General features: G+C 52.3%; 15 protein-coding genes and 2 pseudogenes. 6 read left to right on the forward strand and 11 right to left on the reverse strand.

The annotated features are described in order from the left end of the window. Window positions 1-20: 20 nt before the first annotated feature. The 3 genes from BDD14_RS31020 to BDD14_RS31030 form a co-directional block, all read right to left on the reverse strand. Window positions 21-701, reverse strand: coding sequence for a hypothetical protein (locus BDD14_RS31020; RefSeq protein WP_130425444.1), 681 nt, complete (start codon window positions 699-701; stop codon window positions 21-23). A gap of 114 nt (window positions 702-815) precedes the next feature. Then, complete coding sequence (locus BDD14_RS31025; protein ID WP_130425446.1) at window positions 816-4,076, reverse strand: RHS repeat protein; 3,261 nt, start codon at window positions 4,074-4,076, stop codon at window positions 816-818. An 18-nt stretch (window positions 4,077-4,094) separates the two neighbouring features. Continuing rightward, the gene (locus BDD14_RS31030; protein WP_130425448.1) at window positions 4,095-5,024 is read right to left on the reverse strand and encodes a hypothetical protein; all 930 of its coding nucleotides are present in this window, start codon (window positions 5,022-5,024) and stop codon (window positions 4,095-4,097) included. A 902-nt stretch (window positions 5,025-5,926) separates the two neighbouring features. Here BDD14_RS31030 and BDD14_RS31035 point away from each other — a divergent pair. After that, on the forward strand, window positions 5,927-6,280 hold the full coding sequence (locus tag BDD14_RS31035) for a hypothetical protein (protein ID WP_130425450.1): 354 nt from the start codon (window positions 5,927-5,929) through the stop codon (window positions 6,278-6,280). 424 nt (window positions 6,281-6,704) lie between these two features. On the opposite strand, the gene BDD14_RS32700 is transcribed toward BDD14_RS31035, so the two are convergent. Further along, window positions 6,705-6,899 carry an AAA family ATPase gene (locus BDD14_RS32700; protein ID WP_207231952.1) on the reverse strand — a complete coding sequence of 65 codons (195 nt, stop codon included), beginning with the start codon at window positions 6,897-6,899 and terminating at the stop codon, window positions 6,705-6,707. A 248-nt stretch (window positions 6,900-7,147) separates the two neighbouring features. On the opposite strand from BDD14_RS32700, the gene BDD14_RS31050 reads away from it, so the two are divergent. The 3 genes from BDD14_RS31050 (at window position 7,148) to BDD14_RS31060 (ending at window position 8,172) form a co-directional block, all read left to right on the forward strand. Next, entirely contained in the window at window positions 7,148-7,471 is a 324-nt protein-coding gene (locus BDD14_RS31050; RefSeq protein WP_242618412.1) for a PadR family transcriptional regulator, read from the forward strand. Window positions 7,472-7,580: 109 nt separating this feature from the next. Beyond that, entirely contained in the window at window positions 7,581-7,910 is a 330-nt protein-coding gene (locus tag BDD14_RS31055; RefSeq protein ID WP_130425454.1) for a permease prefix domain 1-containing protein, read from the forward strand. Next, a complete protein-coding gene (locus tag BDD14_RS31060) occupies window positions 7,897-8,172 on the forward strand; it encodes an ABC transporter permease (protein ID WP_130425456.1) in 276 nt (91 codons plus the stop codon). Before BDD14_RS31055 ends, BDD14_RS31060 begins: the two co-directional genes overlap by 14 nt. 439 nt (window positions 8,173-8,611) lie before the next feature. Here the strand turns inward: BDD14_RS31060 and BDD14_RS31065 are convergent. Further along, a pseudogene (locus tag BDD14_RS31065) lies at window positions 8,612-9,953 on the reverse strand (ISNCY family transposase). A 420-nt stretch (window positions 9,954-10,373) separates the two neighbouring features. Further along, window positions 10,374-10,607: a PilZ domain-containing protein gene (locus BDD14_RS31070; protein ID WP_130425458.1), complete on the reverse strand. Its 234-nt coding sequence runs from the start codon at window positions 10,605-10,607 to the stop codon at window positions 10,374-10,376. A gap of 725 nt (window positions 10,608-11,332) precedes the next feature. On the opposite strand from BDD14_RS31070, the gene BDD14_RS31075 reads away from it, so the two are divergent. After that, entirely contained in the window at window positions 11,333-13,036 is a 1,704-nt protein-coding gene (locus BDD14_RS31075) for an HD domain-containing protein (protein WP_130425460.1), read from the forward strand. An 841-nt stretch (window positions 13,037-13,877) separates the two neighbouring features. Beyond that, window positions 13,878-14,453 carry a hypothetical protein gene (locus BDD14_RS31080; protein WP_130425462.1) on the forward strand — a complete coding sequence of 192 codons (576 nt, stop codon included), beginning with the start codon at window positions 13,878-13,880 and terminating at the stop codon, window positions 14,451-14,453. Between the two features lie 366 nt (window positions 14,454-14,819). On the opposite strand, the gene BDD14_RS31085 is transcribed toward BDD14_RS31080, so the two are convergent. The 5 genes and pseudogenes from BDD14_RS31085 to BDD14_RS31110 all read right to left on the reverse strand — a co-directional run bounded on the left by BDD14_RS31085 (window position 14,820) and on the right by BDD14_RS31110 (window position 20,022). Beyond that, window positions 14,820-15,821 carry a Rad52/Rad22 family DNA repair protein gene (locus BDD14_RS31085; RefSeq protein WP_130425464.1) on the reverse strand — a complete coding sequence of 334 codons (1,002 nt, stop codon included), beginning with the start codon at window positions 15,819-15,821 and terminating at the stop codon, window positions 14,820-14,822. Window positions 15,822-15,867: 46 nt separating this feature from the next. Beyond that, window positions 15,868-16,314 (reverse strand): single-stranded DNA-binding protein, encoded by a 447-nt coding sequence (locus tag BDD14_RS31090; protein ID WP_130425466.1) that lies wholly within the window; start codon window positions 16,312-16,314, stop codon window positions 15,868-15,870. Between the two features lie 307 nt (window positions 16,315-16,621). After that, a pseudogene (locus tag BDD14_RS33585) lies at window positions 16,622-17,147 on the reverse strand (transposase); the annotation flags it as partial. A 19-nt stretch (window positions 17,148-17,166) separates the two neighbouring features. Further along, the gene (locus BDD14_RS31105) at window positions 17,167-17,613 is read right to left on the reverse strand and encodes an energy transducer TonB (protein ID WP_130425472.1); all 447 of its coding nucleotides are present in this window, start codon (window positions 17,611-17,613) and stop codon (window positions 17,167-17,169) included. A 1,434-nt stretch (window positions 17,614-19,047) separates the two neighbouring features. Beyond that, window positions 19,048-20,022 (reverse strand): hypothetical protein, encoded by a 975-nt coding sequence (locus tag BDD14_RS31110; protein WP_130425474.1) that lies wholly within the window; start codon window positions 20,020-20,022, stop codon window positions 19,048-19,050. Window positions 20,023-20,205: the final 183 nt, after the last annotated feature.

The raw sequence follows: 20,205 nt of genomic DNA on the forward strand, positions 1-20,205 counted from the left end.
GCGGGACCAAGAAGATGGTTTTACTTCTGTGCTGTCGTTGCTTCTGTGCCGACACGAAACAGCGAGGCATCTGGCTCTTGCCGATGGATATCATCCAGGACGGTCACTACAGTGACTCCACTGGAGTCCGAGATGCTCGACTTTAGAGTTGCGTGCAATTCAGGGGAATACCAGAGCTCCGACGTGACTGTGCTGGCCTTCGTGTTCGGATCACTTGCAGGAACGCTGTATTGTGCGCGATGCACTAGAGCCTCAAGACCATTGAGCTTTGATATCTCACGACCTGCTGACGAGGTTGAGGCTCTCGCTGTGGAATTCTTCGAAGCCGAAATGCTTTGAAGTCTGGATGTGTCCATCGCTGTAACCGCGGCCTTCCCCTTGAAGGTCGCTTTGTTGGTCTTTGTGTCTTCGTTGAGGATCGAAACGAGTACGATTGGTCTACCGATAACACGATTAGGGCCAGATGAAGCTTCATGAATCTCTCGTCTGACGGTGCCGTCCGAACTCCTCGCGACAACGATCTGTTGCGTCGTCACATTAACAGTTCCATCAGCTGCGGTAGACGTCTTTGTAATCCACTCATTTGCAGAGAACGGAAGATCTCGAACCGTGGTTCCTCCCGATTGCGCGTAGCTAGCTTCCGAGAGGCCCAGAAAAAGTATGCCGGCGAGATAGATGGCCGTGCGCCGATGTTGTTTCACAGATTTTCCTTCCAATTCAATCGGTTGCTCATGGGTGACGACCTCGTAGGTATTCGTATGAGTTTGTTCGGACCGCTGGTAGTCACCGGTTCAAACACATCCTTGTCGACAGTGTTATGGATGTGTGACCGTCTGGCCAGTGATGCGAAGCCTATTGTCGTATGTTCTGGTCACATTGATAACAGGGCCGAGATTCATGTTTTGGATCGAACCCGCTGGACTATACGCCCCAACCGAGAGGAGAGTCGCTGGGTAGCTGGGATACTGCAGTCCATATAATGAGCTGCCGATCGACTGCAATCGACCAGCCGTATCATAAGTTTGACTCAGTTCAATAGGAGCAATTCCGTTGGAGTAATAGGTCAGATTTCCGGCAAGATCGTAGTGCATCGTGCTCGTAGTTGGAGTTCCCGACGAACACTTGCCGCGATGACATTGCTGCTCCTCTTTGATTCGACCCACAGCGTCGTACGTGACGATCGTATGCCGCGTTTCCGGGTTGTTCGGTGGCGAAGAAGGACAAGCCCCAGCTTGAGTCCATTCGGCACCGAGACGACCGGTACCATTGGTTGCTGTGTCGTATTGATAACAGGAGGAGCGCGTTGCTGCTGCGCCTCCCCCGGAATAAGTCGTGCTGATCAGCCGGTTCAGAGCATCATAGCCATAGGTGATCATTGCACCGCGCGCATCGGTCTTTGCTACGAGATTGCCGTTCGCATCATAACCGTTGATGCAGTTGCCGCCACTCCATATGCCATAACAGATGGTTCCCGTCTCGGGATTGGTAGATGTTTTGAGATGAGACAACAGATCATAAGAGAATAGACGAATCCTGCCACTTTGAGTGGCCACCACTAAATTGTCGGCAGCATTGTATGTATAGTAGGTCGTGAAACCACTCCCCGAAATGCCCATTCCGCATGGAGAATCCGAGCCACTGCCGGTCACCTCACACACTTGAACAACTTTACCCCCAAAATTTAGACGATAGAGCTTTATCTTCCCAGATTCATCTGTGAAGGAGTAGTCTCTGCCGTGATAAGAATGAAAGCTAGTGTCAGTTACACCATCGTGGATGAAGCTCTGCGTGTATGGTCTGCCATAGGAATCAAATCCATAGCTAACGCCATTACCAGAAGTCCGTTTGGGAGAGCTGAGCCCGCTGCTATAGTACGGATTTGTGACAAAGGATATGTTGCCAGCAGCATCATAAGTTGTATCTACTGTCCTCCATTGCCCGCTGCCTACTGCGCGCATTGATCTGCTCACGCGACCAAGGTCATCACTAACACTTATCTCATCTAGCCATCCGGCACCGGGTGTCGTCGTACCAGATGCGGGATCCCGCAGTCTGTTTATTTCAACGGTCCTCGCGCCATCGTCGTACGTGAAAAGAGTGGTGGCTCCATCCGCCGGACTGTAGCTCTGTGTCTCTCTACTGAAGTATGGGTCCGCATAGGTATATTGCGTAACATATCCATTCTCTGCCGTCTGCGACGCAAGCTGAGCAGTGTTGCATTCCCATGTTTGATGGGTCGAAATGCCAAGCGGCTTGTCGATCTTCGTTAAGAACGAATGATCGCAATCATCATAGGCAAATACCGTGTGGTTACTGTTTCCATCCCAAGATTCACTTACTAAACCATCGTCGTAGTATTTCTGAATCTGCTGTGTTGCCCAAGTTGATCCGCCGGACCATTTCTTTATCTGAGTAACGTTACCGCGGCGAGCAGGAACGGATGTAGTTAGACTTGCACTAGAGCTGCCGCTTGCAGCAACGCTGTAATCGTCGTGAGAGTATTGCGAGTCAGAAATAAGCGTTCCATGATCATAAAGTTTCTCCTCCGTCATGAAAATAGGCAAAGCACTCGTGTCATATGTAGCTGACCACTCACGATCGGGTGCACTTATATTGGAGTTTCCATAATTGTAAGTCTTAATATTACTTGTAAACCCGTACTCACCGCTAACGTACGAAATGGTATTCCATGAAGACCCGTCTTCTAAGTTTGTAACTTGGGATGACTTGATTACTGTCGCGATCGGCGAGATTCCATCCGATGTGCTAAACGAACTCTGAGCAGTGCAGAACGAAGGCGAATAGGCCGAACTGACGTATGCATAACAGGTTCTCGTGGATAGTCCTTTGCCTTCGCTAATGAATTCGATACCAGATTGATCAACACAATGAAGGACACTCGCACCGGTTGGATCGACGACTATCGTTTTCAAGAATCCTTTGCAAACATCGGTAGTAGTAGATGTCGTAGTTTGATACGTCCATTGACTAGTCCCGTCAACAGTGCGCGTCACGTTCGCTACCTGATATAGGTTTAATGGCAAACTCGTACTTGGCACTGAACTAGGGTCCGTGCAGTTGAAGCCTGCATTGCTGCCAGGATAGGTATAAGTGTGCGTCCCGCCTGTCGGCAGATTTACCGAATTAACCCTGCCATACACATCATAGTTAAATGTGTATGCTTTGCCGTTTGCGAGAGTGATGGAATCGACGAGGATATGGGGAAATGTCGCGCTTCCTGAAATACATGGCCACTGAAGCTGATGGTGAGAGCTCGCACTATCGAAATGTGCAGTTCCGGTGGCAGTCGGATAGGTGAACGTAGTAGTGATATGGCAGGAGGCCGTTTGCACGCAGGAAGCATCAGGATAATAAACTTCGCTAACGCTTGTAGGATCTACTGGGATATTTCCATTTCGATCATGGTTATCGCCTCCGTATACATTCCCATCCGGATCAGTGACAGTCATGCTTCCTAAGCCATACAACGTATCCGGCGCCGTGACCACGGTTAATGTCCATCCATCAGGATCTTCAGGCATGACTGTTATCGTTCGCGGTGATGTGGACGGATAACCATTGCAGACATAGCTCCTGTTGTCGTCTATACCCACTGGAAAGAAGTGCACTGTTCCGTTTAGATCTTCAAAGGAAATTGCGAAATAGAACGGATAAGAGGCAGGATTGGAATCGTCACCACATGCTACATAGGTTGCCTGGGGCTGAAGCCCATTCGGTGCCATTGGGCGCAAACCGCCGCCGGTTAGGTAGGGACACCGCCCATCAGGCGATGACTGACAAAAGACTACGTTCCACACAGGATTGTCATAGACGTACTTGACTGGGCGTTTAGGACCTCTGCCCTCTCTCGAATACAGGATTAAGGGAATGTTTATATTAAGAGTTCCGAGATTGATTTGATCAAGGCCGCCATGATCAAAGGCAGTGAGCGGCGGAAAGCCGGTCGCAGAACTCTGCGCGGACAAATGATCGAGACCAAACGTCCCAAATAGGGAGATCAGGAACAGCACGATATGTCTCGAGAGTTTGTGAGTTTCAACGTTAACGAAGTACATGATTGTATCCTGAGCAACCTATTGAATGGCCTCATTAGCCGCAGGCATATTTTCGATAATTTCGAAATTCACGATGTCAATGTGTGCGACCCGCACTCCCTGCTCCAGTCGATCTACTGAGAAGGGAATTAGGCCAAGTGATGTTTCTCGGTAATCAGCAAATCTGACTTCGGTGGGTACGAGCAACTGTCTGTGAGCAATGTCGCAATCGAGATTTGCGAGGCTTGGTTGTGCCGGATGAGCACGCAACTTCCCCGTTGAATCGCGACATACTTTCGGCACGATTGGGTTTGGACTTTCGGCTACGTGTTGATAACGGATGCCAATTAGACGCTGATTCGACATGTCCATGAACATTTCTTCTTTTTGAGATTGGTCCGAAATTTCAAGTTGAGAAACGTTGAGGGAGTTGCTTGCGGTATCATTGGATTTTCTCAAGGCATTAACCTGAATTGCAGTCGTTTCGGCAAAAGGCTGCGGACCAACGAGCTCGATAGTGAGCCTCTTATCTTGTGTGATTCGCGCTAGAGCATGAGCCGGAAAAAGCGCCGACCCGGAAAGTAAAACCGCTGAGCGCCCGCTCTCACCCGTTTTCAAATTACGCCATATATGCAAACCATTCCCATAAGTCTCACTGAAGGATTGGCCACCAACGTGTATATCCTCGCGCCAACGCATTTTGGGTGAGCTGTAGACATCGATTGTTCCAACTCGTTGCTCTCCTTGCAACAGAGTTATCTTTCCAGACAAATGAACGATACTGAGGTTTGTCTTCTCTTCCACGCCGGAAGTTAGCAACGAGATGGCTCTTGCATCCCTCGTCGCGTCAGGCAATAAACCTTGAGAAGAGAGAGCAGCATTTTGTGAATAAATATATGCTGTCGACAAAGGTAGAGATAGTAGTAAACCGACAACATTTTTAGCATTAAAATCCTGTAGCCTAGGCATAGACCCTCGTCGAATTGTTAGCCGGTTACTGCAAAGAAACTGCGCCCGTCGCCGCATGAAGGGTATAGATTGGAACGTTCTTTCTACAGTCGCACTCTCTGAAACTATGGCGGACAATGCGTCTGAGCCCAACGAAGTGTAAGCACAAGGATTTCCGACGCATTTTTGATTCAAAGGACTAACTAAGTGAGTTGAATTGATTGATCACGCCGACTTGATCGGTAGCCCTTTTTGCACAGGAGATGCTTTCGCATGACATTCCTTTGCAGCTATAGCAACACGATTGAATCGATCGGCAGAAGCACTAAAGAAAGCGTGGTCTGGTAGACGGACAGAGGGCAATGCAAAGCACGGAACGAGGGGTACAAGTCGCACGGGCATCTCCACAAGCGATTAAGTGATGAGCGCTTACCATAGCTCAGTCGGACTCTGAAGGACAAGTAAATTCAGCTGCTCATTTTTGGGGAAATTTAAAGTTCTTTCCCAAAATGGAATCGACAGGATCCAGATGGTCCGTTCGCCACTTTTGCTGGGAAACAATGGAAGCAAGGGTGTGTAGGCATCTCCCTTCTTCGGCGATACACGATCTAACTTGTTGCCTGCATACCGACTCATCGCAAAGAGAGTCGCTTTGAAGGTGTGAAATTCGCAAATAAACAACGACAAATGATCGCAGTTCAAGGTGACGTTGGAGAATTACATCTAATTTGCAGAAGTAATCATCGCTTTTGGGACTTAAGATATACTCCGGCTTGTCTAAGACGGAGCTTATGCCCACATCTCACATTTTTGTTATTGCCGTCCTCGTTCTTGCGTGTTCGACTTCTGCATCAGCGTCGGATCGACAAATTATCTTCGAGAACCCCGTCAAGGAGCAGGCGGTCAGTGCGAGGATTCGCGCTATGAGTATCTCAATTCATGCTGGCGCCCAGAATCAGGACACTTATCTCGCAGAGATCGTGAGCAAATCGGGAAAGCACCAATTCGCAAAACTCGTCGACGTGTATCCGTCGGATGAATCGCGAATCGACCTTCGCGTCCTCAAGAGTCTGCCTCTACTTAAGATGAAGGTAGTTAAAAAAAACTTCTGCGATGTCAAGGCGAACCAGATCTTCTTCTCAAACCAGAGCAGTTTCTTCGATGAGGAGATCAAGGGCGAAGTGGCTCGTGACTCATCAACCGTGCTTCCTTGCTATCAAATTGTTCGCAAGTCCATCCGGATAATCGAGAAAGGCAGTCTGCAGGCGTCTAGATAATCTCGGCGGCGATGTCGCATCACCTTCTCGATTAAGTCGGGAAGCTTTCACCGACAATTCTCGCGCAATGCAATACCTTTTTTCTTCATAGGCTGGTAAATGATGTCGATCAGAACCTTTGTCGTCGCCTAGCCCCTGAAACGGGGACTATCTGTTATGGAGCCTACGGAGCTTTCAAAAGCAGACCACGGGTGGCGTTAGTGGGCATCGTTTGACCTGTAGCTTTCAACTTTAGTTGGCGGACTGTTTCAGAGCTATTTGGCGTAATGTTTCAGGATTATTTGGCGTACACGGCGTCAGCTTGTGCCGATCACAAGACTGTCCCGCGCCGCTTCAACTACTTCATTGGAGACTAGGTCGTTAACATGGAGAACCCGTTCGATTTCGGTGAGGAGTCGAGTCAAGAGCCTGAAGTTTCCGCCGGTCATCCGTATGAGGCTGGCGACAACCTACGCGAATAGAACTGGGGAAATCGCGCTATGCGCTTCTCGATGCCGGGCATGCCGATCAGCACCATACCGGCGGTCCCCTCGTCGAAGATCGATCTCATTTGTTCGAGGCTGTTCATCTGGAGGCGATCGGCCTCGTCCACAAGGATCAAAGTAGTCGGGTCTGACACTGTTCTTTGGTGATTTCCACATTTCCATCCGCCTCGCGCGCATGTTGTTTTACCGCAGTGTTCAATGACAAACGCTGGATTTGCCGGGGCCGCAGGTCTGGGACGTTTGTTCTCCATGACGGCAGCAGAACTGACCATTGATCTTTGTTGGAGACGGCAGTAACCTCCATCCCCTTGACATTCGACCTGAGCGAGCCCTAGTCTTGGGTCGAATGACGACTCGAGAGCGAACACAACAACTGGAGCTGATGCAGGGGACGCTGGATCTGCTGATTTTGCAGACACTGGCGCCGGGACGGGCGCATGGACATGCGATTGCGCGAACAATTGAGCGGCGATCCGATGAGGTGCTGCAGGTGGGGCATGGATCACTGTATCCGGCGCTGCAGCGGCTGCTGCGGTCAGCGCTGATTGCGGCGGAGGATGGCGTCTCGGAGAACAATCGGAAAGCTCGGTTTTATCGGCTGACGGCCAAGGGGCGGAAGCAGCTGTATACGGAGACCTCAAAGTGGGAGAGGTTTTCGAGCGCGATGGCGCGTGTGCTTGCCCCTGTGGCGGAAGAGAAGTCATAGGGGTTTCGTCTCACCGAGATTCGGGTGCGGTGAGATCCTGCGAACCCACCTCAGCGCCTTCGGCGGGAAGATGGGGCGCCTGAACTGATGTTTGTGGAGGGGTTCGACGATGTTTGACTGGGGTCGGCGACGTAAGCAGTTGCTGGAGGAGATTGAAGAGCACATCGCGATGGAGACGCAGGACAACATGGATGCGGGCATGTCTGCGGACGAAGCGCGGCGTGCGGCGAGGACGAAGTTCGGCAATCCGATGACGGCAGCAGAGAACTCGCGCGAGGTTTGGGGTGGCGTGTGGATGGAGCGGCTGGCGCAGGACGTGCGTTATGCAGTTCGGCAGTTGCGGCGGAATCCGGGGTTCGCGTTGACGGCGGTTGCAGTCTTCGCGCTGGGACTGTTCGCAAGTTTATCGGCCGGAGACGGTGACGATGCGAGGCGCTAAGGGACTGGAGCAGGCTTCTGGAGCGCGGGTGAGCGATGGGTTCTTCCGTACGCTGGGCGTGGCACCGTGGCTGGGGCGGGACTTTCTGCCGGGCGAGGAAGAGGCCTCGGCGGAGCCGGTGGTGCTGCTGAGTTACGAGGCATGGCAAAAGCGGTTCGGGGGAGACAACCGAGTGGTTGGGCGTTCGACGACGATCAACGGGGAGTCATATCGGATCATCGGCGTGCTGCGGCGAAGGCACCGCGATCTATGCGTTTGTTGATGCGGCGCTGGTGAGACCTTTGCCGTATTACGATGCGGGGCGCCTGGTTGCGCTATATGACCGCATCCCGGTGGGCGATCGGTATCACCTCTCCTACCTGGATTACGAGGAGTGGAAACGGCGCAACCGGGTGTTCGGGTCTCTGGATGCCGTCCAGAAAGTACCGCACTCGGCATCTCAATACGCTTCAAATCGCGTGCGCTCATTCTTATCAAGCCCATCCCTTGACCATGACATTTCAAATGAGCGGGACCATGACATTTCTAATGGGCTCCTACACTGTCTGTTGCTGCAAAGTTCAAATGTCTATATCTCTGCAAAGTAGAAATGTCCGTCGTCGTCGTGCGGTGGGAATGTGGTAATCCCGCAGGGATTTCCAAGGACTGTGGGAAGGGTGGGAGACCGGACAGCTTCATCGTCCGGTCTTCCATGCTTTCCATCAGGCCGTCATTTCCACCGCTTCCGGGTCCGCCGGCAGCTCCGGTGGTCCGTAGATCTTCCGTCCTCGCTTACGATAGCCGATCTTCTCACTGTTGGTCTTTACCTTCGGAGCATACTTGAGATCCTGTTGCGCTTTGATGATCGCCAACGCATGCCCGAGGCGCTTGTTCTCAACGATGGCGGTATGGCTCACACGCTGATCCCTTGTCGAAGACCCGGTAGGGAAGCACCTGCCCCTTCCAGCGCACCTCCAGGCGCCCGTCGGCGAAGTCATAGAGGTCGACATACTCGCCGCCCAACTCCTCGGAAACAGCACTGCGATCCAGGATGAGCTGCTTGCGATCGTACGCCAGTGTCAACTGCTGACCAACGTGACGCTGTTCGCGGTGACAGAGGATGTCGCTCAGCCGGTCAGGACTAACGGTCAGCCGGCGATGCAGGTCGTCCGGCTTCGCGGCACGAACAGAGAACTTCTCGTTGAAGCGCTCTACAAACTCTGTCAGGAAGACGTTCCCAGCTCTCATATCGCAGATGTTGTCGAGTCGCAGCTCCTTCACCAAACGGTCCTGAAGGGTACGGTTGACTCGCTCCACGCGACCTTTAGCCTGGCTGGAGTTCGCACAAATGATCTCGATGTTCAGCTCGGCTAATGCACGGCCGAACTGCGTCATGCCGGGGCCGCCTTGCGCATCTCGGTTGATACGAAACACGGTGTGCTTGTCCGAGTAGAAGGCGACCGGGCAGCCGTGGGCGTCGAGATACCCGCGCAAGCAGTCGAAATAGGACGACGTGCTCTCACTCGGCACAAAGCGAAGCTGCATCAGCTTGCTTGTCGCATCGTCAATAAAAACCAGCAATGTGCATGGCTCGCCGCGGCCTTCAAACCAACGATGTTCGCTACCGTCGATCTGGATCAACTCGCCGTAGTTCTCACGTCGCAGGCGTGGCTGATGGAAGCTCCTGCGTTGCTTGCGCGACAGCCATAGCCCGTCCTCAACCATCCACTTGCGTAGCGTCTCACGCGAGACCTTGACGCCATCCTTCTCGAGCAGAACCTCTGTCGCCAGAGTGGGGCCAAAGTCGGCATAGCGCGACCGTACCAGTTCGATCACATACTCGCGAATCCCAGGGATAAGGTGGTTGTTCGATGTGCGACCACGAGCCTTGTGGATCAGCGCACCTCCTCCACCATCGCGATACGCTGTCAGCAGCCGCCGTGTCTGCCTGGTACTTAGTCCCAAAATTGCCGCGGCCGAAATCTCCGTGCGCCGCCGTGCCAAAACCTCAGAAAGAACCTCTATGCGTTGCAGCTCGCGTCCGCTCATCGTTACTAAGCCCAATCTCTTCCTCCCGAAGCTCACTTTCGGAAGGGTAGTTTGGACATTTCAACTTTGCAGAAACCGGACATTTCTACTTTGCGCGTACACTGTCACTATACGTAAGTTCCATTATCAGACATAGAATCAATGACTTACGGGGCTTAGCGACCAAACAACCATACCAATCAATTAACCGCAGTGCAAGCAGGCGCATATTGCGAAGATCGTAGTCCATCACACGACCGGATGATGCCTGCTTCATGCTATTCAAGAGATCGGGAGGAACGTGAAGCGCCCTTCAGTTCCTCAATGAGCCGCTCGAGCTCCTGATGCATGTGCGGACTGAGTTCCTGGAAAACAAATCCTGCTCCATGGCCGAAGCGCACCATGCGCAGACTAGCCGAGAGCCGCAGCATAACGGCGTTCGCCCGGAAGACCATCTCAACCGGAGCGCCGATCGAACATACGAATACGTGCCCTGGTCGAGATGAAACAGCCGGACAGGCTGATGTCCTGAACCCGGCCGCGAAACACCTGCGAGCCCTTCGCGACCAAGACCTCGGCATCGCCTTCAACGGCAAAGCGTTCATGACGCCGACGCTCCGCTCCCATTGCATTCGATTGGCCACAGTCCTTAGAGCCGAGGTTCAATGGGTTCTCACTATGCTCGTCCATGCTTCCTCTTCGATAGCGCCCCTCTCCTTCCAGAAGAGAAAAGGACCGCCGAATAGGTTATCGACGGTCCTTCCACATGTCTTGAGCTGCCTTTGCAACTCAGACGGTCATCACTTCTTATGTCGTGTGTCTCAAATGGCTCGCCGTGAATAGCGAAAAGGTCGTGGATCATGCAAAGCAGCGGGAAGGTTCGGAGCAGCTTAAAGGCTCCCGATGACACACTCCTCTGCGTATCGGTCAGCCGCTGAGGCCTAAAGTAGGCCCACATCAGGGTGAACTTTACCGCTGATCGGAATCTTGCATTTCGTACACTGGATCGAATAATTTCCCTCAGCGTCAATCGCGCGTGCAGGTATCTCCACCTCTGAAGGGCAAATGGGACACGTGGCTTTCTTTGTGCCAAGTCCTGGATCCGGTTCCATGATGAGCCTCCTTAGGAGGCCTACCCGCTTAGTTTCGCCGTCGTGTGTCGGGCGGTGGCACCAGCGATAGATATCTTCCGACCGGTTCCTTCTTCGGTCTCGGTGCGGGATTTCCCTCACTCAAGGTCACGCCCGCCAGCAGATCGATGTAGTCCCGTCTGATGTTGCTTGGGTCTAGAACCGCCATGCGATTCGTGGATGATGCCTTTGATTCGTGTGCACATATCGACAGCAATCAGAGCTGTCCCTGGCTTCTCTATATGCGATGATTGCGATACAGCACTCTTATCTAGGATCTTCTAATTGGGCAAGCCATTCGTAATTCGCGATCCGGTACACGGTTATCTTCGCGTAGCAGCGCATGAGCGCATCGTAGTTGACCATCCAGTTACGCAGCGACTGCGCAGAATTACTCAGACAGGGCTGGCTGAGTTGGTGTTCCCCGAGGCCCGGACGTCACGCTTCGTCCACAGTCTGGGTGCCATGCATCTGGCTTCGCGGTTCGTGATCTCTGCTCTGGAAAACGCTGATGACGATGTCGCGAAGGAATTTTTCGAAGAGCTTAAAAAAGCGATTGGCTTTGGCATAACGGTCAAAACTCAAGATCTCCTTGTTTTGCTCGAGATGGATCACTTAAAGAGCACTGGAGGATTGCTCGCAGGAAAAGGGGCTTTCAGGAATCCCTTGTTGCGCGACAATGAAACATACACCGGACTGCTCGGTTTAGCTGAGGCTGCGGTCCGTCTCGCAGCACTCTTCCATGACCTTGGTCATCTGCCATATAGCCACGATTTCGAGTTTGCTCTGAAGGCGTTTGTAGCGACCAGCGCAAGAAGTCCCGAAGCTGGTCAGCAGCCTAAGCTTTCTAAATTGACCACAGGAACTCCTCACGAGATCCTCGGCCATCGATTGGCCGACCTGGTGTTTCAGGGCTTGGCGGATCCGTCTTTGCCCGCCGGCGTGATAGCTGCATTTCAGTTGGCAAAAGATATTCTCGACGAAGAGCCTGAATACGGTTTCCCTGATCCTCAAGTTGGAGCTTTGGGATGGCTTCATTCGCTCGTTGATGGACAAGTTGATGTTGACAGGGCGGACTACCTCCTGCGCGATGCTCGCGCCTTGGGTTTCGAGTTTGCGGGCTACAATCTCGACCAGCTGATAGACAATCTCGTCCTTGTCAAACATCCGTCATTAGGTTTTATTACGGCCATCGACGAAAAGGGAATTGTTGCACTTGAGAGTTTCTGCCTCTCTCGCGCGCGAAGCAACCAGGTACTGACACGGCACCACAAGTCGGCGCAGATTGGGGCCGCTTTTCGATTGGCATCTGTGAACGCTTTGGGGACACCTGCTTCTCAATCGTTTCTCACGGAGCTGGAATCTATCCTTAACGAAACGTCTGATGGCGTGAAGGCCCGCGCTCTTCTAGAAGCCTTCTCGCGCCATGATGATCCTTGGTGGCTTGAGATCATGCGGGAGACGAAGCCATCCGAAGGTCAGGAACTGCTGGTTGCTTCACGCGCTGTGATTTTGAAACGCCAACCGAGTTTACTGAGCGTTTGGAAACGGAAGGGCGATCTGACAGACAAAGAGCGGAAAGAGATCAACGCTCTGGCTGCGCGCGAAACCGATGATCTTGAAGCATTTGAACGCGCAACCCGGAAGCTCCGAGAGGAGCAAAATATCCTCATCGCGATCCATCGTTTCAAGCCTTTTACGAAGACTGCCGATGGGTCCAGTGTTCTGATTGTTCGGACAAGGAACGGTCTCCGCCCCGCGTCCGAAATGTCCTCACTTCTACGGTCACTAGATGCCGCGTGGGTGGATGACGTGCATATGCATGCATTTACATGCGAAAAGAATAAAACGACTGCTGCCGATGTGATCTCGGCTATGAAAAAAGCTCTCGTGGGAGCCAAGAAGGGTCCTGCATCCAAGGCGAAGAGGGCGTCCGCTTCGAAAGCTAAAAAGGCGGTAGCATCCAAAAAGAGAGGTGCGCGTTCATGAGAGATTTGGGTCATAATGGAGATGTGAACATGCTTACGACGACTTCCATTTTCGAAACACTGGGCACGAAGCGTTTTGATTCGTATAAGAGCCTATTGTCGAACGTCGCCTCATTTTGGGAGATGCATGCTGGTCGGCTCCCATCTGAGATCGGTCCGAGGGATGTTGTGGCGAAAGCCGTGTCATTGCATTTGCTCAAGAAAAATGCGGACGGGTCGATTGTGATCATATCGCCGAAGCGAATGAGGAAGTCTGGTCATGGTTCGGCAAGGAAGAGAACTTCCGCCGGACGAGCAGCTGTCTAGATATTTTCTGCAGTTTCTGATTTGACGGCTTAAGCACGGCTGCCTTCTCCGTCTTCTTCCACGGAGAGGGTAAAAAAGTTTGCCCCCCGCTCATATAGGATAGAGTGCCATCCTGAGCTTCTGCTCGAACCTCCAGCTTGTGAGGCGTTAGCCGCACCCTCAGCCCTCCATACTCACCAGGCTGGTGTCACTAGCATTCATGACTGTACATAAGCTACGCTATCATACCTCGAATCAATAGCTTACGAATGATCTCACCAGTGGCGGTGGTGCTATTGTCGTTTTGAATTCCCCTAGGCGCCGATGTGTGTTGGTTCAGCGTGAAATGGAACTGATCCGCCGGAGCAAGCTTCAGTCAAGGAGCAACGCAGTTCTCCTCTTCGATTCTCTGGGTATCAGACCTGGGTGGCAGTAATGCGTAAGTATATGAATGAGCATGGGATGAATGTTCCGTAAGTAGTGAACAGGGGATTTTTGGAGCCGAAGGTCGTACTCTGCTTTTTCGCCTTATATTCGCCTACAATTTGAATATGAGCATGCACTTCACCCAGCAAGGGGCGGTCAAAAGAAAGTCCAACCGTAGCGTGCTGATGAACTATATGCTGCGTGACGGTTGGCAGATCAGCTTTCTTGAAGAGGACTGCAAGACTTCACTGCCGCGGCGGCTAGTCTTCCACGATCCCGGCAAAATCCTCGAAATGCAGATCCGATGGGGTGAGGAAAAGACCAACGAGGATGTCCAGCAAACGATGCGCGACATTGCCATCGGCCGGCCAGGAAGTATATGGCTAATTCTCACACTGGAGCAGTATTCCAAACTCACGGCTGTCAGTCCCGATGCGCCGAATCCCAGCGCGCACCCAAGCCGCGCTTTTGAACGTGTCACGAGGCCGTTCATCGAGCCTCACCTGAAAACCAATGTTGAAGTCGGCAAGGTCCTGGTCTTCGCGTTCACGGTCATCGACTGGTCCGAGATTTTCATCGATCATCGCCAACCTAGTGAACCGTTGCTCGAGACTCGACGCGGGCATAGAAAGAAATCAAATGCTCCGCAGCCTCGTTCGTTCTGCTTTCCATACCGATCCTGTAGGAGAGGTATAAAAGTAGGCTAGCGGTTAATGCGCCTATCCTAAGACCGCCAAGCGGGTGTGACGCATGTGACTTACTGTTATTCCAGGATGATCTTAGGAATTCACGAAAGCCAGCCTGGTCGGCCGGGCAGGCAAGAGTTTTTTCAACCATCCCATGAAAAAGTTCCTCTGGGGCGATTCTCTTCTTCTTTGCTAGATCCTCAAGAATATCCGCGAAATCAGGGGAGATGAGGACTGCTTCCCTGCTACGCTCTCGTGCCTTGATAGTGTTATTAGCAGCTTGCATGCTTTTGAAAATAGCACAACCTCCAGTGTGTTAATGACTTACAGAAACAACATAATGGAAGTGGGGTGGACGAACTTCACTATTCGTCCACTCCTAATACATTACGCAGCCTTCTTCTCCAACCGCGGTACTACCTCCATGTCCATCGCAATGAAGTAGAGCGTTTGGAAGGTGGGAATACTGCTTAGGTCTTTGATGTTGTAATGCTCCAAGATCGCATCCAACCGCGCAAGGTCCATGTCAGCCGAAGCTCGACGAACCTTAGCAATAAGGCCTACCGAGTAGCGAAGCTTTTCGAGCGCGACCTCCTCTTTGTTACCCTGCAATTCTCCGGTAGTGAACTTATCCGTTAAGAGTGCAATGATGTTTTCCGCCAGTGCACTACCAAGGAAGTTCTCTGCTTCCCTGTAGTCGACACGGAAGCGTCGCTCCTCATCGCTCATTTGTGTATTCTGCCTGCCCGCCGCGGGCCTCAGCACCTGGCCCTGTGCCGGGGTTGTCTTTTCACTTTGCTGGTTTGGTTGCTGTTGCGGCTGCGGTTGAGCCGAACGCTGGGCGCTGTTGGTGGATTTTGGCTGACGGTCCTCAGCCCGCAAAGCCCACGACGGAAGTACCGGGAGTTTGGTAGGTTTGTCGTATTCATCCAACGGAACCCAGAGAGCACTTCCAAGACTCTTGAGCTCGTAGAAGTATTCCCCAAGCCCAAACATTGAAGCGGCGCGCTTCTTTGCCTGTGCCTCCGCGCGGGTGTAGGCATTGTCATCGTCCGCCCACATCTCACCGATCGAGGCCTTTTTACTAATGCCGAAGATCTCAAGGGTGGCGGTCACACTGACCTTCCCTGTCGACACTGTCTGGCCAGATCGTATGCGGGTCAAACCTGTCGTCGTCTCAGTCGTGAGTAAAAACGACCAACCCGCTGGTCCGAAAACCTCATTGAGACGAGCACCGTACGCACGGGGATCGGCGTATGGAGCGACCATGCCCTTTTTGCCATCCTTCGACTTGTTTGTGACTCGCCACTGCACGTCCTTCAGGGCGAAGGGTTCTCTGAGCTTCTCGAGCAGTTGGTCAATCTTCTCCTGCGTATATTCGAATGCCATGAATTGGCTCCCTTCTCGGGTGGAAGATCAAAAGTTGATGTACGCCTCAGAACGGTATTGAATCCGCATCTGAGTCGTCGCTGTAGCTTGGCATCGAGGACTCATCGTCATGGCTTACTGCAGAATCGGGCGCTGAAGAAGCGCTGTCGTTCCGGTTGCCACTGGGGAGGAGATTGAGGCGGGATACAACGATCTGAGTCCGATATTGCTTCTGACCGGTCTGCTTGTCGTCCCAGGACCTGGTTTCGAGCTCGCCCTCCAGATAGAGAAGCGTTCCCTTCTTTACGTAGTCACGCACTAACTCCGCAACTCGTGCGAAGCCGACGATGTTGTGCCATTCGGTGCGCTCTGTGACCTTACCGTCGCGCTCTTTACGGCGCTTGCTTGTGGCCAGCGAAAAGTTCGCTGCGAGGGTGTTGCTGTTCGTGTTACGAATCTCGCGATTCTTTCCAACATATCCCATCAGAATGACTTTGTTTACGCCCTGTGCCATTGTCGGTATCTCCAGTAAGAGTGTTTGGCTCTATGGTTGTGGTCTGTAGACCGTGAAATGAAAAAGGACCGAATCTGTTCAGTCCAAGGTGGAGGATTTACTTCATTTCCTGTTAAGACCGACAGCTAAAGGAAGGGGGAACGGATGAACCGATCCCCACGGGGGCGAAACTTATGCCGCAATCGGAAGGCGTGGCTGAGCGGTAGTGTCCAGAATCTTTCGCACTTTCGATCTGAGTGATGCCTTTGGAAGGTTGTTGGGTTGGGGTTGTTTTGCTCTGGCCCCCATGGGGGCCAGAGCGAAAAGGTCAGGCGATGGCGACGATTTCGGCGAGCCGGTCCATCTGGAGGTAGCGTTTGGTTCCCCACCTGGTCGAGGCCACATGCCGGAGCCGAGCCGCCACCAGCATCAGCGCTGAGTTGCCGTCGGGGAAGGCACCGACCACGCGCGTTCTTCGCCGTATCTCGCGCATCAGCCGTTCCAATGGGTTGTTCGTGCGCAGACAGCGCCAGCGCTCCGGCGGCAGGCTGTAGTAACTCAGCGTCTCACCGATGCCGTTCTCGACGATCTCGGCGGCCTTGGCCAGCTTCATCGCAGCTTCTCAATGTCCAGTCGAGCTTTTTGCTGAGCCGCTTCCGCATCTTCCTGGGAGTGGATGGCCTTCAGCATCGAAGCCACCTCCTTGACCTTGCCAGTCGGCACCGCCGTCCAGACGTTGCGGTAGAAATGCACGACGCAGCGCTGCACTTCGCCTCGGGATAGAAGTCGCCGAGGTTCTCCACCAGCCCCAGGCACTTGTCCGACACGAACAGCTCGACGCCCTTCAGACAGCGGTAGAGCTGCTGTCTGCGCCTACATCCGGAACTCGACTTCTATCTCTATCTCGACACGCACAGGGTGATCTTTCAACAAGCCAGGCTTAAAGCGATACTGTTTCACAGTTTCAATCGCAGCTGTATCGAAAAGAGACGCGGTTTCACGATCGGTCTGTTTGGTGCGACTCTCAACCGCGGAACGAATCACACGAGCATCTCGTACGTGTCCGTCTGCGTCGACCACAATACGAAGCCTTGTCGAACCTTCAAGTCGGTGTTTGCGGGCTTCTTTCGGGTATTCAGGCTCTACAGAAAGAGTAAGCTCAGGAGCGGATACGACTCCCTTCTCAACGTGATACACACCATTGGAGTCTGGATTGGTTTTCGGAGCGTGAGCCCCTAGCGCCGGAGCTTCGGGAAGTGGCTGCGACCCTTGTTGCAGCACTAGCGAATAGGATAAAAACAGGATAGCGAGCAGAGACATCGTTCACTTCTCCAATAACAAGAGCATATCACTCGCCGCTTTCGATTCCACCCCACGAACGTCGCCAGTCCACTCGCTGAATAGGAACGTCCACGATGCTAAACACATAGAACCGTAATCGCCGCTTCCACGAAGCAGCTGAAGGAGACCTTCACCTATCTCCGGATCGGCCTCATCTTCGCGATAATGTAGCGCCCGGTGACCCGTCCTAGCTCTGCATCTATGCTGCGGGCTTCGGCCTCTTGAAGATAACGCTTATCGGAAGAGCAGACTAGCTTCACCACATTTTTGACCATGAAAGCATCACGGGAAAAGGGACCTTCTGTTGAGTTCTATATACAACCTCATCACCTTCGCATCCGAGTAGGTACAGGAAGCTACCAATCGTAGGTTCCGTCACAATGTCGTCACGGCGTGCGAGCATCGACCCAACAATGGGCTCCCAAGTCCCAGTTGCACTCTTAGCGTCTATTTGAAGTACATACAATCCTCGAGCTGCGCTTTGCCTCGGTCCAGGTCCAATTCGACTGGCGAAAACACGACCATCTTGCGTTAGGCCAAATCCAGTAAGTAGCGTGACATTATCATCTGGAGATTCCGATCTCGGTCTTATTTCCGTAGTCGTGAGAGCATTCGAGCCCAAATTGTAGCGATAAAGGTGTCCTCCAACTCCGTCGAACAAGACTATCTCATCATGGTCTCCACGCAAATAGATCTGGCTATCTCTTTTCCAAGCATTATGGAAATCGGTTTGCTGTGCTCTCTGTTTCAAATAGTTTCCGAGTAATTCGCCTTTCGCACTGTAGTGTCTTAAGACGCCAAGCTCCCGCTCTTGCATCGAGTTGGGCCGCTTGGCGGGAGCTGCTCCGGCTGCCCATATGGAGCCGTCCGGACCGAAACATATTTGCATTGCAACGTACTCTCCGGTATCAAGATACGTGAACTTACTCTGTCCGAGATCCCCGATCGCTATGAAATTGAGGACAGACTGTCCCGTGAGATGCGCCTGACCACTAGCGGCTAACCGCCGACCATCACTCACTGCAGCATATGATAGCCACACAGAGCTCGTATTCTCTGGCCATAACACAGCTTCATTGGAGACAAACTTACCGAGCGAATCATATACGAAGATATTCGAGACACCACTCTTCACGGTCACATGCTGCAGTTGAATTAGGTAACCATGATCAAAGTAGGCGGCCGATCGGGGACCAGTGATTGCGTCGGAGTATATTGCTGTCTTAGTCGGCGCGGCCAGGTTAAGATTTCCGGCCGTAGTTTGAGCCTTCGAATGTGTTGGCGACACAAATAGTGGCACGAGTAGAAGGCCCGCTCCAAAACAACGCAAAGTCCACATGTTTGTTTCTCCAATATTTAGATCAGTAGAATTTCAACGTCACCTAGCGATCGAGGTGATACATCGAGGCGCCCCTATGGAGACACATCTACTAGCGCTGGTTTGCCATTCTGGACGATGTAATAACGAAACTTCTCCTGGCCGATATAACAAAGGCCCGGCGCGGCAGCGAGCGAAGAAGGCATCCTAAAGAATTTAGGATCACCATAAGATGACGAATCGAGAAGAAGCCAAATCGATTCGACAGGAAAGGTTGTTTCGTTTTGGATCATGGGACGCTCGAAGCGCACAGCGATCCGCTTGTCTGATAGCTGAGCGCCTGACTCCACCGAGTCTGCCGAGGGCTTCACGATTCGCTCAGTCCTTTGCAGAATACCGTTTCCATCGTAAAACTGTAATCTCGAATTTGAAGCCTCGATGAAGACGTCTTGTGGACCAACCATTATCTGATCACCACGGCGATCGAGATATCTAAACTTGTTACCCTGCTGGTTACTCTTAATGGGCTTACCGCTTGAGTCTAGAAAGAAAATGAAAGGTAGGCCAGAATTATCGGCCTGCTCAATAGAGCCAGTGAACATCGATCTGCCATTCGACATTACTGCGAAAGAATCGACATGGAAAAATCCAGGCAGTTGGAGGCTGGTTTGCGCCATGTTGCCTCCCGATGGGGTGTAATGCAGCAATACATGCTTGTGCTCTTCTGAAAATAGAACAAACAAGTCGCCGTTTGAAGCAACGTAGTAGTGCCATTCGCCGTTCGCACCCAGAGTGCCCGGTAGTTCAATAGGAGTAACGTCCGATCCATCACTCGAAACGCGCAGGATGATTTGCTTCGAGTACGTTGAGCCCGTCACGTCGAAATAAACGTTGCCTTGCGAATCACATTGAGCCCCCGAAAATGAGAATGAAGGGGCCGCGATTGGGTAAGTACCCCGTACGGACAACGGCGCAGTTGGTGGAACTTGTGAAGAAACTCGCTGTGCGCTAACCTCAGAACCTATGCACACCAAGTAACCAAGAAAGCAGAACAATATGGCCGCTTTCATTCTCTCCTCCGCGGTTTCGACAGACGCGCGTTTTCCTGCCGCTTCACTAACAGTTGAACTTTCAACCAATCTTCGAATGGTTGCTTGGAACAGTCCGTTCGGGAGTCCGTATATCTGACCGACGATAAGTCGCCAGAATTGCTAATCGAAGACATATCGTGGTCGCTACGAGATCGACTTTAA

The sequence above is a fragment of the Edaphobacter modestus genome, from assembly GCF_004217555.1.
In the GTDB taxonomy this organism is placed as follows: domain Bacteria; phylum Acidobacteriota; class Terriglobia; order Terriglobales; family Acidobacteriaceae; genus Edaphobacter; species Edaphobacter modestus.

What these genes read in the sequence shown, in the direction of transcription:
- BDD14_RS31025 (WP_130425446.1), bottom strand. Translation starts at nt 4,076, where the DNA reads ATGTACTTCGTTAACGTTGAAACTCACAAACTCTCGAGACATATCGTG.
- BDD14_RS31030 (WP_130425448.1), bottom strand. Translation starts at nt 5,024, where the DNA reads ATGCCTAGGCTACAGGATTTTAATGCTAAAAATGTTGTCGGTTTACTA.
- BDD14_RS31035 (WP_130425450.1), top strand. Translation starts at nt 5,927, where the DNA reads ATGAGTATCTCAATTCATGCTGGCGCCCAGAATCAGGACACTTATCTC.
- BDD14_RS31050 (WP_242618412.1), top strand. Translation starts at nt 7,148, where the DNA reads ATGCAGGGGACGCTGGATCTGCTGATTTTGCAGACACTGGCGCCGGGA.
- BDD14_RS31055 (WP_130425454.1), top strand. Translation starts at nt 7,581, where the DNA reads ATGTTTGACTGGGGTCGGCGACGTAAGCAGTTGCTGGAGGAGATTGAA.
- BDD14_RS31060 (WP_130425456.1), top strand. Translation starts at nt 7,897, where the DNA reads ATGCGAGGCGCTAAGGGACTGGAGCAGGCTTCTGGAGCGCGGGTGAGC.
- BDD14_RS31070 (WP_130425458.1), bottom strand. Translation starts at nt 10,607, where the DNA reads ATGGACGAGCATAGTGAGAACCCATTGAACCTCGGCTCTAAGGACTGT.
- BDD14_RS31080 (WP_130425462.1), top strand. Translation starts at nt 13,878, where the DNA reads ATGCACTTCACCCAGCAAGGGGCGGTCAAAAGAAAGTCCAACCGTAGC.
- BDD14_RS31085 (WP_130425464.1), bottom strand. Translation starts at nt 15,821, where the DNA reads ATGGCATTCGAATATACGCAGGAGAAGATTGACCAACTGCTCGAGAAG.
- BDD14_RS31090 (WP_130425466.1), bottom strand. Translation starts at nt 16,314, where the DNA reads ATGGCACAGGGCGTAAACAAAGTCATTCTGATGGGATATGTTGGAAAG.
- BDD14_RS31105 (WP_130425472.1), bottom strand. Translation starts at nt 17,613, where the DNA reads ATGTCTCTGCTCGCTATCCTGTTTTTATCCTATTCGCTAGTGCTGCAA.
- BDD14_RS31110 (WP_130425474.1), bottom strand. Translation starts at nt 20,022, where the DNA reads ATGAAAGCGGCCATATTGTTCTGCTTTCTTGGTTACTTGGTGTGCATA.